This window comes from Streptomyces collinus Tu 365 (genome assembly GCF_000444875.1).
GTDB lineage: Bacteria > Actinomycetota > Actinomycetes > Streptomycetales > Streptomycetaceae > Streptomyces > Streptomyces collinus_A.
Genome location: NC_021985.1, coordinates 3,563,539 through 3,579,107 on the forward strand (window position 1 = coordinate 3,563,539; position 15,569 = coordinate 3,579,107).

Here is a 15,569-nt window from a genome sequence, read left to right on the forward strand (position 1 = left end):
CCGTACGGTCGCTTGCCCGTACGGCCCTGTTGGCATGCGTCACACCTTCAGGTACTTGCGCAGCGCGAAGAACGCCGCCAAGGCGGGCATCAGCACACTGGTCGCGAGGATCAGCGGGAGCTTGGTGAACACCGCGTCCCAGCCGACGAAGTTGATCAGGGTGAGCTTGGTCGACAGCGCCATGCCGTGGTCGATCGTGAAGTACCGCCCGACGACGAGGAAGAGGCAGGCGAGGCCACCGCCGATGAGCCCGGCGACCGCCGCCTCCATGATGAACGGCGCCTGGATGTAGAAGCCCGAGGCACCGACCAGGCGCATGATCCCGGTCTCGCGCCTGCGGCTGAACGCCGAGACCCGCACGGTGTTGACGATCAGCAGCAGCGCGACGAGCAGCATCAGCGCCATCACACCGAGGGCCGCCCGGTTCATCAGGTTGAGGAGCTGGAAGAGGTTGTCCAGGATGCCCTTCTGGTCCTGGACCGACTGCACCCCGTCACGGCCGTTGAACGCGGTCGCGATCACCTGGTACTTCTGCGGGTCCTTGAGCTTGATGCGGTACGACTCCTGCATCTGGTCCGGCGTGAGCGAGCTGGCCAGCGGGGAGTTGCCGAACTGCTCCTTGTAGTGCTTGTACGCCTGGTCCTGCGACTCGTACGCGACCTTCTCGACGATCGGCATCTTGTGCAGGTCGCTCAGGATCTGCTTCTTCTGGTCCTCGGTGACCGCGCCCTTGGCGCAGTTGACGTCCGACTGCGCGTCGCTCTTGTTGCACAGGAAGATCGAGACGTTGACCTTGTCGTACCAGTAGCCCTTCATGGTGCTCACCTGGTCGCTCATCAGCAGGGAGCCGCCGAAGAGGGCGAGGGACAGGGCGACGGAGACGATGACGGCGAACGTCATCGTCAGGTTGCGGCGGAGACCGACACCGATCTCCGACAGGACGAACTGGGCGCGCATGGCGTCTGGTCAAGCCTTTCCGTCGTGAACTTGCTTAGTGCTGGTAGCCGTAGACGCCGCGGGCCTGGTCACGCACGAGGCGGCCCTTCTCCAGCTCGATGACGCGCTTGCGCATCTGGTCCACGATGTTCTGGTCGTGCGTCGCCATGATGACGGTGGTGCCCGTCCGGTTGATGCGGTCGAGCAGCTTCATGATGCCGACGGAGGTCTGCGGGTCGAGGTTGCCGGTGGGCTCGTCGGCGATCAGCAGCTTGGGCCGGTTGACGAAGGCGCGCGCGATGGCCACGCGCTGCTGCTCACCACCGGACAGCTCGCCGGGCCTGCGGTCCTCCTTGCCGCCGAGCCCGACGAGGTCGAGCACCTGCGGCACCGACTTGCGGATCTCGCCGCGGGACTTGCCGATCACCTCCTGCGCGAAGGCCACGTTCTCCGCGACCGTCTTGTTGGGCAGGAGGCGGAAGTCCTGGAAGACCGTCCCGAGCTGGCGGCGCATCTGCGGCACCTTCCAGTTCGAGAGGCGGGCGAGGTCCTTGCCCAGCACGTGCACCTGGCCGTGGCTGCACCGCTCCTCGCGGAGGACGAGCCGCAGGAAGGTGGACTTCCCGGAGCCGGAGGATCCCACGAGGAAGACGAACTCGCCCTTCTCCACTTCCAGGGACACATCCCGCAGGGCTGGGCGGGTCTGCTTGGGGTAGACCTTGGAGACGTTGTCGAATCGGATCACGGATGCACCACGGGTCGCCGGGGGTAGATGAGCGTGACCATACGCGAACCGGGTGCGCGAGCGCAGGGCCCGGGCGCGGTTGGGTGCGGCTTGTGCGTTTTTGTACGGCCCCGGATGTGGGGTTCTCCGGGCGCCCGCGCTCTTTCCGGGGGAACCTGGCACAGTGGAGGGGGAACGTTCTGGTTCCCGTGTGCGTTATATGTGTGATGGCCGGTGCAAGGAGGGCGAGCGCATGACGTACGACCGGTTGGTGTGCGCGAACTGCGCGTCGCCGGTGAGCGAGGGCCGGTGCCCGGTGTGCCGCGCCAACCGCGAGCGACTGCAGCAGGACAACTTCTTCGCGGGGCTGAACCCCATGGCGCTGATCGCACTGCTCGCTCTGCTGATCGCCACGGTCGCGCTGCTGGCGCACCAGACCGCCTAGAAGACCCGCGCGGGACGGCGCACGCACGGCGTGCGCGACGGCCCGCAAAGACGCCGGAAGGGCCCGGAGCGCCGAGCTCCGGGCCCTTCGGCGATCAGCGTGCGTGCGGTGTGTGACCGCGGGGCTACGCTCAGGCCGCGGCGCCGCCACGGCCGTTGACCAGACGGGGCAGGACGCGGAAGCCGATGCCGCCGGCGATCATGGTCGCGGCGCCGACGAGCAGGAACGCGGTCTGGCCGGCACCGGTCTCGGCGAGCTGCTTGCCGCCGCCCTGGGCCGTGGTGTCGGAGCCGGTGTCGGTGAGGGTCGAGGAACCCTCCTCCTGCGGCACGTTGTCGTTGCCGCCGCCGTCGGGCGTGGTGTGACCGTTGCCGCCGTGGCCGCCGCCGTGGCCGCCGCCATGGCCGCCGGAACCGCCGTTGCCACCACCGGTGCTGGAACCGCCGCCAGAGGTGCCGTTGCCACCGGAGTTGCCATTGCCGCCGGTGCTGCCATCGCCGCCGGTCGTGGTGGTGCCGCCGTCGGTGCTGGTGCCACCCGTCGTGGTGGTGCCACCGGTCGTGGTGGTGCCACCGGTCGTGGTGGTGCCACCAGTGGTGTCGTCACCGCCCGTCGTGGTGCTGCCACCGGTGGTGTCGTCACCGCCCGTCGTGGTGGTGCCGCCGGAGCCGTCCTCTCCGCCGATGACGCCACCGATGGTCACGGTGCCCCCGGTGGTGTCGTCACCCCCGGTGGTGGTGCCGCCGGTGGTGTCGTCACCTCCGGTGGTGGTGCCACCCGTGGTGTCGCAGACCCCGACGGGGTCGCAGCCGCCACCGCCGTCGGTGGTGCCGCCGTCGTCTTCCCCGTCCGCGCTCACGCCGAGGGTGAGCGGCCCCGCCTGGACACCGAGGTCCAGCGCGGAGGCGGCACCGGCCGCGGTCAGCGAGGCACCGGCCGCGATCACGGCGCCGGCGGCTATCCGCGCGACCCGGATCCGCGTCTTCTTCGTCATGTGGTTGCTACCCCCAGTAGCTGTTCGTCAATGAGGCGGCGCTCGGGGCAGGCCGTGATCGACGGAGGCAGCCGACGAAGCCCGATACGCGATCGAGCGTTTCCGTTCCCCCGGTTCACATGCGCCCCAAGAGATACGCATGCCACGCTTCACCCTTCCCACTTTTCAAAGACGCGTCAAGGCCGTTGCGCGCGCAATGTCCAGCAGGGAGGCGTTTGCCGGGAGTTGAAGCCTGTGAGTGTGATGTAAAACCCAGACAAATGACAACTGCCGCCTCAGGGGCGGCAGTTGTCATGTCGACAAAGTTACTTCTCCTGCTGCTTGCGCCAGCGAATTCCGGCCTCCAGGAAGCCCTCGATCTCGCCGTTGAACACGGCCTCGGGGTTGCCGACCTCGAACTCGGTGCGCAGGTCCTTGACCATCTGGTACGGGTGCAGCACGTACGAACGCATCTGGTTGCCCCAGGAGTTGCCGCCGTCGCCCTTGAGGGCGTCCATCTTGGCCTGTTCCTCCTGCCGGCGCCGCTCCAGCAGCTTGGCCTGGAGGACGTTCATCGCGGTGGCCTTGTTCTGGATCTGCGACCGCTCGTTCTGGCAGGAGACCACGATGCCGGTGGGGAGGTGGGTGATGCGCACCGCCGAGTCGGTGGTGTTGACGCCCTGACCGCCGGGTCCGGAGGACCGGTAGACGTCGATGCGCAGGTCGGTCTCGTCGATCTCGACGTGGTCGGACTGCTCGACGACCGGCAGCACCTCGACGCCCGCGAAGGAGGTCTGGCGGCGGCCCTGGTTGTCGAAGGGCGAGATGCGCACGAGGCGGTGCGTGCCCTGCTCGACGGAGAGGGTGCCGTAGGCGTACGGCGCCTGCACGGAGAAGGTGGTCGACTTGATGCCGGCCTCTTCGGCGTACGACGTCTCGATGAGCTCCGTCTTGTAGCCACGCTGCTCGGCCCAGCGCAGGTACATGCGCTGGAGCTTCTCGGCGAAGTCGGCGGCGTCCACGCCACCGGCCTCGGCGCGGATGTTGACCAGCGCCTCACGGGAGTCGTACTCGCCGGACAGGAGGGTACGGACCTCCATCTCGTCCAGCGACTTGCGCACCGACGCGAGCTCGGACTCGGCCTCGGCGCGGGTGTCCGGGTCGTCCTCCTCCTCGGCCATCTCGAAGAGGACCGACAGGTCGTCGATCCGGCCGCGCAGCGCCTCCGCCTTCCTGACCTCGGCCTGGAGGTGGGAGAGCTTGCTGGTGATCTTCTGCGCCTCGTCCGGGTTGTCCCACAGGGACGGCGCGGCCGCCTGCTCCTCGAGCACGGCGATGTCTGCCCTCATCCGGTCGAGGTCCAGGACGGCCTCGATCGACTCCATGGTCGAGGAGAGGGACTTCAGCTCTTCGGATACATCGACGACTGCCACGCCTCCAGCGTAACGGCTCCGCCGAGCGCCCAGGGCAGGGTGCGCCCGGCCGGGCACCTCCGGGGCCCCGCCGCCCGCCCCCGCACGGTCACGGGGCCGAGGTGCTGTGGGTGTCCTGCGGCGGCTGGTCCTCTCCCGAGGCGGCCCACCAGGCGCCGACGCCCACGAGGGCCGCGACGGCCACCCCGGCCACCCCGAGGGTGATCCTGCGCCGCCGCACGGTCGCCCGGTGCCGTGCCGAGCCCGGCCTGGGCGCACCGTGGGCCCGGGGCACCCGCGCCGTCCCGTGCGCGCCGCCGGCCAGCTCGTCGGGGGCCGGCACCCGCATCGAGGTGTGCGTGTCCCGGTTGGAGTCGGGCCGGGCGCCGGGCACGAGGGACACCGCGCCGCGCCGTCGTACCGGCTCTCCGCCGGACCGCGCGGGCGGCGCCGGCTCCTCGTCCGCCTCGTCGGCGAGGTCGGGCTCGTCCACGTCCAGCGGCGGCATGCCCGCCAGCGTCGGGAGCTGCTCGCGCAGCCGTGCGGCCAGCTCCGAGGCGCGCAGCCGGGAGGCGGGGGCCTTCGCCAGGCACTGGACGATGAGCTGCCACAGCTCGTCGGGGATGCCGGGCAGCGGCGCGACGGACTCGGTGACGTGCCGGCGCAGCACCGCGCCGGGGTGGCCGCCCCCGAAGGGCGTGAAGCCGGCGAGCAGTTCGTACAGCACGGTCGCCAGGGCGTAGATGTCGACGGCGGCGCGCGGCGGCAGGCCCTCGACGATCTCGGGGGCCAGGTAGTCGGGGGTGCCGATGATCTTCGTGGCGCGGGTGCGCTTCGGGGAGTCGATCAGTTTGGCGACGCCGAAGTCGGTGAGCAGCGCCGGGTGCGCGCCGCCGGGGCCGAGCGGGCCCTGCATGTCCAGCAGGACGTTCTCGGGCTTCACGTCCCGGTGCACGACCCCGGCCGCGTGGGCCGCCGCGAGGGCGTCGGCGACGTCGGCGACGATCGCCACGGCCGCCTCGGGCGCGAGCCGGCGCTCACGCTCCAGGCGGGTGCGCAGGTCGGTGCCGCGTACCAGGTCCATGACGAGGGCCAGGTCGTTGCCGTCGACCACCAGGTCGCGGACCGTGACGATGTGCGGGTGTTCCAGGCCGAGCAGCGCGGTGCGCTCCTGGACGAAGCGGCCGACGAGTTCCTGGTCGGACGCGAGGTCCTCGCGCAGCAGCTTGACGGCGACAGGGCCGTCGGGCCCCTCGCCCAGCCACACCGTGCCGGCACTGCCCCGCCCCAGGATCTGGTTGGCGGTGTACCGGCTGCCGATCTTCCGTGCCAAGACTGCTCCTACCGACGCGTGTTGTCGCTAAAACTACGCGCCGGAGGAGCCAACCTTCACCGTGGAGACGGAAATCACCCGCCAGATGTCGACAAATTCCCAAACCGGCGATCAGTTGCCGCTGCCGGAGGAGTCCCCGATCCGCTTGACCCAGTGGCTCACCTTGCCGGCCCAGTCGCTGAGCTGGGACCAGTAGCCCCGGCCCTGGCCGATCCAGTTGTGCAGCGGGGTCAGCTCCCAGACCAGCCAGCTCGCCACGACCAGGATGACGATCGTGAACAGGCAGCCCTTGAGGCAGCCCAGGCCGGGGATCTTCATCGGGTTGGCGCTGCGCTGCCGCGCCGGCCGGGGCTCGCGCGCGGGTCGCTGCGGTTCCGGGGCGGGGGGCGCGTACCGCTGCGGCTGCTGCTGCGGGGCGTGGCGCCGGGGCTGCTGCTGCTCCGGGTAGCCGTAGCCGGCGGGCGGGTGCTGCCGGCCGCGCGGCTGGGGCTGCTGCGGCCGTGCCTGCGGGGCCTGGCGGGGCTGCTGCTGCGGCCGGGCGACCTGCCTTTGCGGGCGGCGGCGCAGCGGGTCCTCGTCGGGGTCGATGTACTGGATCTGCGTCTGCTCGTTGCGGTCCCGGGCGGCACGCAGCTGGCTCTGCCAGGGGTGCGGCTGCTCGGGCTGCCCGCCGGGCTGCCCCTGGGGCACCGGCGGCAGGACCGCGGTCGGGTCGGCGGCGCCCGTGCTCGGCAGGACGGCCGTGGGGTCGGCGGCGCCGACGGGGCCGCCGGTGTGCGGCAGCACGCTGGTGGCGGCGTTGGGGTCGTACGCGCCCGGTGCGTTGGTCGGCAGCACCTGGGTGGGGTCGGCGGCGCCGGGCACGCCCGGGACCGCGGCCGGGGCCGGGTCGGGTGCCAGCAGGGCGCCGACGCCCTCGGCGGCGGCGATCTGTGCGGCGTTCGCGTGCACGCCGACGCCCTCGGCGACGACCCGCAGCCCGCGCGCGAGGTTCTCGGCGCTGGGCCGCTCGTCGGGGTTCTTGCGCAGGCAGCGCTCTATCACCGTCCACAGCGGGTCCGGGACGGTGGAGGGCCGGCGCGGCTCGGCGCTCAGGTGCTGGTGCAGGACCTCAAGCGCGCTGCCGCCGGAGAACGGCGGACGGCCGGTGACCAGCTCGTAGAGCAGGATGCCCGCGCCGTAGACGTCGACGGCGGAGGTCTGCGGGCGGCCCTCGGCGGACTCCGGGGCGACGTAGGCGGGGGTGCCGACGAACTCGTGGGTGCGGGTCAGGCCCGGGGAGTCGGCGAGGCGGGCGATGCCGAAGTCGGTCAGCATCGGGTGCATCCGGCCGTCGTACTGCTGGAGCAGCACGTTGGCGGGCTTCAGGTCGCGGTGGACGACGCCGTCGTGGTGGCTCGCGGCGAGGGCGTCGGCGATCTGCGCCGTCATCAGGGCCGCGGCGACCGGGGTGAAGGGGCCGTTCTCGCGCAGGTAGCGGTGCAGGTCGGGGCCGTCGACGAGGTCCATGACCAGGGCCAGCAGGTCACCCTCCACGACCAGGTCGCGGACCCGGACGATGTTGGGGTGGGTGAGCCGGAGCAGGACGGAGCGTTCCCGCAGGAACCGCATCACGATGTCCGGGTCGCTCGCCAGCTCTTCCTTCAGGACCTTGATCGCGACCGTCTCGCCGGGCTGGCCGGGCACGGCCGCCTCGGCACCCGCGGTCTCGCGCTGGCGAGCACGCCAGACGGTGCCCGTGGCGCCGCGTCCGAGCGGCTCCTCGAGCAGGTACTTGCTGCCGACTGGCCGCACGTCACGCGCTCCCTGCTGCTTGCTGGCTGCTTGCATGGCTGCTTGCTCGCCGGTGTTCCGGTGTTCCGATCCACTGTAGTGCCGCCCCCGAGGGCACTACGTAAACGTTCCCGTCGATGTTCGAAGGAAAGACGCTCGCTCCGGTCTCCTGGTTGCCAAGGGAGGCACGTGACCGATCTCAACTGATCATCGACGCGCCAGTGGTCAGGCACTTTTGGGGGCAGAGCTGACCAATCAAGATCACTTGGCCCCGGGGCGCGGGCGTGTTGTCAGCGACAGGTGCGAGGATGCCTGCAGTACTGGCCGAGTGCTCGTGCGGGGGTGGGGTACGTCCGCGCCCGGGCAGAAGGGACCGCTGACGGCGATGCAGATCCGGCTGACCGTCGTAGACCCGCTGGGCCCGACCCCGCACCGGGGCCGAGCCGCGAGCCGCGACGTGCTGGTGACGGCGCCCGCGGGCACGGACCTGGCCGCCGTCGCGTCGGCGCTGGCGTCGGCGGTCACCGGGGAGGGCGGCACGGGCCGGGACACCGGCGGCGCCCCCGTCGTGCTGTACGCGGGCACGGACCGGCTGGACCCCCGCCGCCACACCCTCGGCGAGCCGCCCCTGGTCGACGGCGCCGTGCTGTCCCTGGGCGCCCCGGCGGCCCTGGAGCCGCACCCCGAGCTGGACGACGCCCCGACCCAGCTGCACGTGGTCGCCGGCCCGGACGCGGGCGGGGTCCATCTGCTGCACGGTGGCCGGATCACCGTCGGCCGCTCCGCCGACGCCGACGTCCCGCTGGACGACCCGGACGTCTCCCGCCTGCACTGCGCGGTCACCGTGGGCGCCGACGGCCGCGTCTCGGTGGCCGACCTCGGCTCCACGAACGGCACGGCGCTGGACGGCACGCGCGTGGACGAGCGTCCCGTGCGGTTCTCCGCGGGGGCGCTGCTGAGGATCGGCGAGTCCGCCCTGCGGGTCACGCCGTCCGGCGGCCCCGGCGCCCGGGTGCGCACGGTGCCGGACGGGGAGGGCTGTGTACGGGTCGCCCTGGAGCCCGGAGGGACCGGGGACACCGGTCCGGGCCGGACTGCGGGCGCGGACCCGGGCGCCGGGGCGGCGGACACCGCCGGGCACCCGCGCGTGGCACCCGCGGCCGGGGACCCGACCGGGGCGACCCACCACGCCTACGGCGCCGCGGGCTGGGGCGCGGGCGTCCAGGAGTACCGGCGCCGGGACCAGCCGGCGGTCCCCGGCCAGGCCGGGGCGCCGGGCATCGAGCGGCGCGACGGCGGCGCGGGAGCACCGCAGGGCGGTCCCGGCGGCACGCTCCCGGCGCAGGGCGCACCCGCCCGCGGCGGCGACACCCACGCGGGGCACTACGGCATCGGCGGCCCGGGCGGCCTGTCCGGGAGCGCGTACACCGGTACGGCGTCCCACGGCCCGGCGCCGGACGGCACGGCCCCCGGGACGGCAGCGGCGCGCGGGGCGTACGGCGTGGCCTCCGGGACGGAAGCAGCACGCGGGGCGTACGGCCTGGCCTCCGGGACGGAAGCGGCCCAGGCGTACCGCGCGGCACGCGGGACGCAAGCGGCCGCCGGGGCGGAGGCGGCGCGCGGGGCGGACACGGCACGGCGCACCGAAGCGGCGCGCGGCGGACACAAGGACACTCCCCCGCACGGCACCGACCTGCCCGAGGGCGGCCGACGCCGGGGCGGCATAGGCGCGTGGGCGCGCCGGCTGGCCGGCGGGCGCGGCGAGCAGCAGGCGGCCCCGCCCGAGGCGTACGGCGCACCGGTGGCGGCGGTGGCCGCCGCCCCGGCGGGCGACGTCCCGCCCGCGCCGGAGACCTGGCCGGACCCGGCCGCGCTGCTGCTGACGGCGCTGGGCCCCGGGCCCCGGCTGTGGGAGCGGGGGCCCGGTCACCCCGAGGCCCTGACCGTACGGCTCGGCACCGCCGACCGGAGCGCACCGGACGGCTCGGGGACGCTGCCCGCCGTGCCGGTGACCGCCGCGCTGCGCGAGGCGGGCGCGCTGGGCCTGGCCGGTCCGCGCCCCCGGCTGGCCGGGCTGGCCCGCGCGGTGCTCGCCCAGCTCGCCGCGCTGCACTCCCCCGACCTGCTGGAGATCGTGCTGATCAGCGCCGACCGGACGCGTCCGGTCGAGGAGCGGGCCGCCGAGTGGTCCTGGCTCGGCTGGCTCCCGCACGTCCGCCCGGGCCACGGCCAGGACTGCCGGCTGCTGCTGGCGCACGACCGGGAACAGGCGGCGGCCCGCACGGAGGAACTGCTGCGCCGGGTCGAGGAGTACGCGGCGACCGGCAGGGGCGCGGCCCAGCCCGCTCCGGCACGGCAGACCCCGGCGGACGACGGAGCCGCGGCGGCACCCGATCCCACCGTCCCCGGCACCCCCGCCTTCGGCACCCCGGCCGCTCCCGGCTCCGCGCAGCGGACCGCGTCCGGCCGCCGTCCCTCCTGGGCACGGGAGGACGCCGGCCGGGACGGAGGCGGCGGCTTCCCGGGTCCGTACACGGTCGTCGTCGTGGACGGGGACCCCGGCGGGTCCTCGCTCCAGGAGAGCCTGGCGCGGCTGGCCGTGGCCGGGCCCCGGGCCGGGATCCACGTCCTGTGCCTCGCCGAGACCGCGGCCGCCACCCCCGCCTCGCCCGTGACACGGACGTACGAGGAGGCCTGCGCCCTGACGCCCACCTTCCGGCACTGCGGGGCCGTGGCCCTGCTCAGCGGGGACGTCGCGGGTGCCCTGCATTTGATGCGGGTCGCCCCCACGGGCCCCGTCGAGCCGGGGACGTCGGCGACCGTCGACGCCGTCTCCGCCGCCTGGGCGGAGCGGTTCGCGCGGGCTCTGGCGCCGCTGCGGCCGGACGGCCCGGTCGGCGAGCGGCACGCGCGCGTGGCCGTACCGCTGCCGCAGTCGGCGCGGCTGCTGGACGAGCTGGGCCTGGCCCGGGCCACCCCGGCCTCGCTGATGGCGCGCTGGGCGGACGCGGCCGACGACACGGAGTCGCTCGGCGGCCGGGCCCGGGCGGTGCTCGGGGCCGGGCCGCGCGGCCCGCTCACCGCCGACCTGGTCGCCGAGGGGCCGCATCTGCTGGTCGAGGGGCCCGCCGGCAGCGGCCGCACCGAGCTGCTGCGGTCCGTGGTCGCCTCGCTGGCCGCCGCCGAGCGGCCCGACCGGCTGGGCATGGTGCTGATCGACGGCCGCGACGGCGTCGGCACCGGCGCGGGGCGCGGCGAGGGACTGCGCGTCTGCACGGACATACCGCATGTGACGACCCATCTCATCGCCAACGACCCGGTGCGCATGCGGGAGTTCGCGCAGTCGCTGAGCGCCGAGCTGAAGCGGCGCGCGGAGCTGCTCGGCCGGACGGACTTCACCCAGTGGCACTCGGGGCGTGAGGTGTCGGGCCGTATCGTCGCGCAGCGCACGCCGGGTGGGCGGGCGGCCGCCGCCCCGGCCCCGGCGAACGCGGGCGCGGGTGCGGGCGCGGGGGACATAGAGTCCCCGTCCAGTTCCACGCTGCGGCTGCGGCCCGGCGCTGCCGCGCGGCAGCGCACCGAGGCGGCGCCGCCGCTGCCCCGGCTCGTGGTGGTCGTGGACGACCTGGACGCGCTGGTCTCCCCGGCGCTGGGCTCCCCGGGCCGCCCCGCCGCGGGGTCGGTGCTGCGCGCTCTCGAGGCGGTGGCCAGGGAGGGCGAGCGGCTCGGCGTGCACCTGGTGGCCGCGGCCGGCACGGACGGCCGTACGGCGGATACGGAACCGGCCCGCCGGGCCGACCTGCGCATATCCCTGGACGCGCCGTCGGCGGGACCGGACGAACCGGCGCCCGGGCGGGGCCGGCTGACCTACGCGGACGGCCGGGCCGTCGGCTTCCAGGGCGGCCGGGTGACGGGCCGAATCCCGCGGACCGCGACGCAGCGGCCCACGGTCGTGCCGCTGGAGTGGCAGCGCATGGGCGATCCGCCCACCCGCCGCCCGGTGCGCGAGCTCGGCAACGGCCCGACCGACCTGGCGCTGCTGGCGAGCGCGGTGGAGCGCGCGGCCCGGGAGGTCGCGGCGGCGGAGGTGCCCTCCCTGCTCTGACCGCCCCTCACCGGGGTCGGCGCACTCCTTTGATCACGAGCCGGTCACGATGGGCCGCTGGACGGCGCAGGCGCTCTTGCCGCTCCCGCACGGCCCGGCGTAGACCGGAGCGCACGGGACAGAGTTCTGACGTTCAACGGAGAACGACGAACGGGGAAGTGATGCGTAGCAACACCATCCGGACACACAGGGCCGTCACCACACTCGCCGCGCTCCTCGCGGGAGCCCTCGCCCTCAGCGCCTGCTCAGGCGGCGACGGCAAGAAGGACAGCGGCGGCGGATCCACCGGCAGCGGGTCCGGCGTCAGCCTGCCGAAGCTGAACGGCGTGAACCTGGAGGTCGCCGCCGTCTGGACCGGCACGGAACAGGCGAACTTCAAGAAGGTCCTCGCGGAGTTCGAGAAGCGCACGGGAGCGAAGGTCACGTTCGTGCCCGCCCAGGACCCGATCATCAACTTCCTCGGGTCGAAGATCGCCGGTGGCCAGCCGCCGGACGTCGCCATGCTGCCGCAGCCGGGCGCCATCAAGCAGGCGGTGGACAAGAAGTGGGCCAAGCCCCTCGGCCCGGACGCCCTCAAGGAGCTGTCGAAGAACTACTCGCAGGGCTGGCAGGACATCGGCAAGGTCGACGGCAAGCAGTACGGCGTCTACTACAAGGCCGCCAACAAGTCGCTGATCTGGTACAACGCCAAGGCGTTCGAGAACGCGGGCGCCAAGGAGCCGAAGACCTGGAAGGAGCTGCTGACCACCGCGCAGGCGGTGTACGACTCGGGTGTCACCCCGTTCTCGGTCGGCGGCGCCGACGGCTGGACGCTCACCGACTGGTTCGAGAACGTCTACCTGTCCCAGGCGGGCCCGGAGAAGTACGACCAGCTCGCCCAGCACAAGATCAAGTGGACCGATCCCTCGGTGAAGCAGGCGCTCACCACGCTCGCCCAGGTCTGGGGCAAGAAGGACTACGTGGCGGGCGGCGCGGACGGCGCCCTGCAGACCGAGTTCCCGGCGTCCGTCACCCAGACCTTCACCGGCGGCGACCAGCCGAAGGCGGCCATGGTCTACGAGGGCGACTTCGCGCAGGTCAACATCGGTGACACCAAGGCCAAGGTGGGCACGGACGCGAAGGTGTTCCCGTTCCCGGCGGTGGGTTCCGCGGCGCCCGTGGTCTCCGGCGGCGACGCGGCCGTCATCCTGAAGGACTCCAAGGGGGCCCAGGCGCTCGCCACCTTCCTGGCCTCGCCGGACGCGGCGACGATCCAGGCCAAGCTGGGTGGCTACCTCTCGCCGAACAAGAGCGTGCCGGTCTCGGCGTACCCGAACCCGGTCCAGCAGAAGATCGCCAAGGCGCTGATCGCGTCCGGTGACGACTTCCGCTTCGACATGTCCGACCAGGCCCCACAGGCCTTCGGCGGCACCCCGGGCAAGGGCGAGTGGAAGGACCTGCAGGACTTCCTGAAGAACCCGAAGGACGTCGCGGGCGCCCAGACGAAGCTGGAGAAGGACGCGGCGGCCGCGTACGGGAACGGGGGCTGATCCGGCCATGGCGTCGGCAGCGGCGGCCGGGGCCCCACCGGGCCCCGCCGTGTCCAAGAGCCGCAAGAGCGTGACCGGCACCCGCCGTACGGTGGCAGCCCTCTTCCTGCTGCCGGCCCTGGTGCTGCTGGGCGCGCTCGTGGTCTACCCGATCGGGTACTCGATCGTCCGCAGCTTCTACAACGCCTCGGGCGACGGCTTCGCCGGGGTCGACAACTACAAGGCGCTGTTCACCGACGACGGCATCCGCACGGCGCTGAAGAACAACGTGATCTGGGTGGTGTTCGCCCCGACGGTCTCCACCGCGCTCGGCCTGATGTTCGCGGTGCTGACCGAACGGGTGCGCTGGGGAACGGCGTTCAAGCTGGTCGTCTTCATGCCGATGGCGATCTCGATGCTGGCGGCCGGGATCATCTTCCGGCTGGTCTACGACCAGGACCCGGCCAAGGGCGTCGCCAACGCGGTGTGGGTGGGCGTGCACGACACGTTCGCCCCGTCGTCGGCGTTCCCGAAGGCGCACCCGGGCCGCGAGTCGCCGCTCAGGCCCGACCAGGGCGGCTTCGTCACCAGGGCGCCGGTGCACGCGGGACGGCCCGTCGCGTTGCCGCTGGTCGGCGTCGCCCCCGACCAGTTCCCCGGCGACACGAAGAAGGCGGTGGCCGCCCGGCCGGAGCCCGGGAAGGTCACCGGCACCACCTGGCAGGACTTCACCCGCGGCAAGGGTGTGGGCAGGCTGGGCGCGCCCGACCCGTCCGAGCCGGGTTACGCCGGGATGCGGATCGAGGCGATGAAGGACGGCACGGTGGTGGCCACCACGAAGGCCGCGGCGGACGGCACCTTCACGCTGCCGGCGGAGGCCGACGGGGCTCTGCTGCGGCTGCCCGCGGCCAACTTCAAGGAGCCGTACAACGGCGTCGACTGGCTCGGTCCCTCGCTGGTCACCCCGGCCATCATCGGCTCGTACGTGTGGATGTGGGCGGGCTTCGCGATGGTGCTGATCGCGGCCGGGCTCGCGGGCGTGCCCCGGGAGCTGCTGGAGGCCGCGCGCGTGGACGGCGCCAACGAGTGGCAGGTGTTCCGCCGGATCACCGTGCCGCTGCTGGCCCCGGTGCTCGCGGTGGTCATGGTCACGCTGATGATCAACGTGCTCAAGGTGTTCGACCTCGTCTACATCATCGCGCCGGGCTCCTCCCAGGACGACGCGAACGTGCTGGCCCTGGAGCTGTACCGGAAGGGCTTCGCGGAGAGCCAGCCGGGCATCGCGAGCGCCATCGCGGTGTTCCTGCTGCTGCTGGTGATCCCGGTGATGCTGTTCAACATTCGTCGGCTGAGGCGGGAGGTGCGGCGATGACCACGGCCACCGGAAGCGTCGCGAAGGCGGCGGCCGCGGGCCCGCCGGCCGAGGCACGGCAGTCGCTGGGGTCCCGGATCACCGAGAAGCTGAGCGGCGGTCTGGTCCGGGTCTTCCTCCTGCTCGTCGGCCTGTTCTGGCTGGTGCCGACCATCGGTCTGCTCATCTCCTCCCTGCGCGCGCCGGAGGACATGAGCGCGAGCGGCTGGTGGAAGGTGTTCGCGAAACCGTCCCAGCTGACCTTCGAGAGCTACCGCAAGCTGCTGGAGAACGGTGACATCACCCACTCCCTGGTGAACACCGTGCTGATCACCGTCCCGGCGACGCTGCTGGTCGTGGTGATCGGTTCGCTGGCCGGTTACGCGTTCGCGTGGATGGAGTTCCCCGGCCGGGACTGGTGGTTCCTCGGCGTGGTCAGCCTGCTGGTGGTGCCCGTTCAGGTCGCGCTGATCCCGATCGCCGAACTCTTCGGGAACATCGGTCTGTTCGGGACGATCCTCGGGGTGATCCTGTTCCACGTCGGCTTCGGGCTGCCGTTCGCGGTGTTCCTGCTGCGGAACTTCTTCGCGGAGATCCCGAGGGAGCTGCTGGAGGCGGCCCGGCTCGACGGGGCGGGTGAACTGCGGTTGTTCGCCCGGGTGGTGATGCCGCTCGGCGGCCCCGCGATCGCGAGCCTCGGCATCTTCCAGTTCCTGTGGGTGTGGAACGACATGCTGGTGGCGCTGGTGTTCACGAAGTCGGGCTCGCAGCCGATCACGGTGGCCCTGCAGACCCAGGTGCGCCAGTTCGGCAACAACATCGACGTCCTGGCGCCGGGAGCCTTCATCTCCATGGTGATCCCGCTGGCCGTGTTCTTCGCGTTCCAGCGGCAGTTCGTGTCCGGCGTGATGGCGGGCGCGGTCAAGTAGACGCACCGAAAAGGTGTTTCGCGGGGGCGGGCCGTCAACGGCCCGCCCCTCGGCGTTCACCCGGAAGTCCCCCACATGCC

11 protein-coding genes are annotated in these 15,569 nt (G+C 72.8%); 5 read left to right on the top strand and 6 right to left on the bottom strand.

What is annotated here, in order from left to right:
• Positions 1-39 precede the first annotated feature (39 nt).
• Positions 40-957: a permease-like cell division protein FtsX gene (ftsX, locus tag B446_RS15430; protein WP_020940378.1), complete on the bottom strand. Its 918-nt coding sequence runs from the start codon at positions 955-957 to the stop codon at positions 40-42.
• Between the two features lie 34 nt (positions 958-991).
• Complete coding sequence (ftsE, locus tag B446_RS15435) at positions 992-1,681, bottom strand: cell division ATP-binding protein FtsE (RefSeq protein ID WP_020940379.1); 690 nt, start codon at positions 1,679-1,681, stop codon at positions 992-994.
• Between the two features lie 232 nt (positions 1,682-1,913).
• Here ftsE and B446_RS15440 point away from each other — a divergent pair, with 232 nt between their 5' ends.
• Positions 1,914-2,105 (top strand): hypothetical protein, encoded by a 192-nt coding sequence (locus tag B446_RS15440; protein WP_020940380.1) that lies wholly within the window; start codon positions 1,914-1,916, stop codon positions 2,103-2,105.
• A gap of 130 nt (positions 2,106-2,235) precedes the next feature.
• Here the strand turns inward: B446_RS15440 and B446_RS15445 are convergent, their stop codons facing one another.
• The 4 genes from B446_RS15445 to B446_RS15460 form a co-directional block, all read right to left on the bottom strand.
• Positions 2,236-3,099, bottom strand: coding sequence for a hypothetical protein (locus B446_RS15445; RefSeq protein ID WP_020940381.1), 864 nt, complete (start codon positions 3,097-3,099; stop codon positions 2,236-2,238).
• A gap of 305 nt (positions 3,100-3,404) precedes the next feature.
• A complete protein-coding gene (gene prfB / locus B446_RS15450; protein ID WP_020940382.1) occupies positions 3,405-4,511 on the bottom strand; it encodes a peptide chain release factor 2 in 1,107 nt (368 codons plus the stop codon).
• A gap of 88 nt (positions 4,512-4,599) precedes the next feature.
• Positions 4,600-5,823 (bottom strand): serine/threonine-protein kinase, encoded by a 1,224-nt coding sequence (locus tag B446_RS15455; protein WP_020940383.1) that lies wholly within the window; start codon positions 5,821-5,823, stop codon positions 4,600-4,602.
• A 111-nt stretch (positions 5,824-5,934) separates the two neighbouring features.
• Positions 5,935-7,617, bottom strand: a complete 1,683-nt coding sequence (locus B446_RS15460) for a serine/threonine-protein kinase (RefSeq protein ID WP_020940384.1) — start codon at positions 7,615-7,617, stop codon at positions 5,935-5,937.
• Between the two features lie 364 nt (positions 7,618-7,981).
• On the opposite strand from B446_RS15460, the gene B446_RS15465 reads away from it, so the two are divergent.
• The 4 genes from B446_RS15465 (at position 7,982) to B446_RS15480 (ending at position 15,489) form a co-directional block, all read left to right on the top strand.
• Complete coding sequence (locus B446_RS15465) at positions 7,982-11,701, top strand: FHA domain-containing protein (protein WP_043475663.1); 3,720 nt, start codon at positions 7,982-7,984, stop codon at positions 11,699-11,701.
• Positions 11,702-11,862: 161 nt separating this feature from the next.
• Complete coding sequence (locus tag B446_RS15470; protein ID WP_020940386.1) at positions 11,863-13,230, top strand: ABC transporter substrate-binding protein; 1,368 nt, start codon at positions 11,863-11,865, stop codon at positions 13,228-13,230.
• Between the two features lie 7 nt (positions 13,231-13,237).
• Positions 13,238-14,581: an ABC transporter permease subunit gene (locus B446_RS15475; RefSeq protein WP_078614711.1), complete on the top strand. Its 1,344-nt coding sequence runs from the start codon at positions 13,238-13,240 to the stop codon at positions 14,579-14,581.
• Complete coding sequence (locus tag B446_RS15480) at positions 14,578-15,489, top strand: carbohydrate ABC transporter permease (protein WP_020940388.1); 912 nt, start codon at positions 14,578-14,580, stop codon at positions 15,487-15,489. The genes B446_RS15475 and B446_RS15480 overlap by 4 nt, the downstream gene beginning before the upstream one ends.
• Positions 15,490-15,569 lie beyond the last annotated feature (80 nt).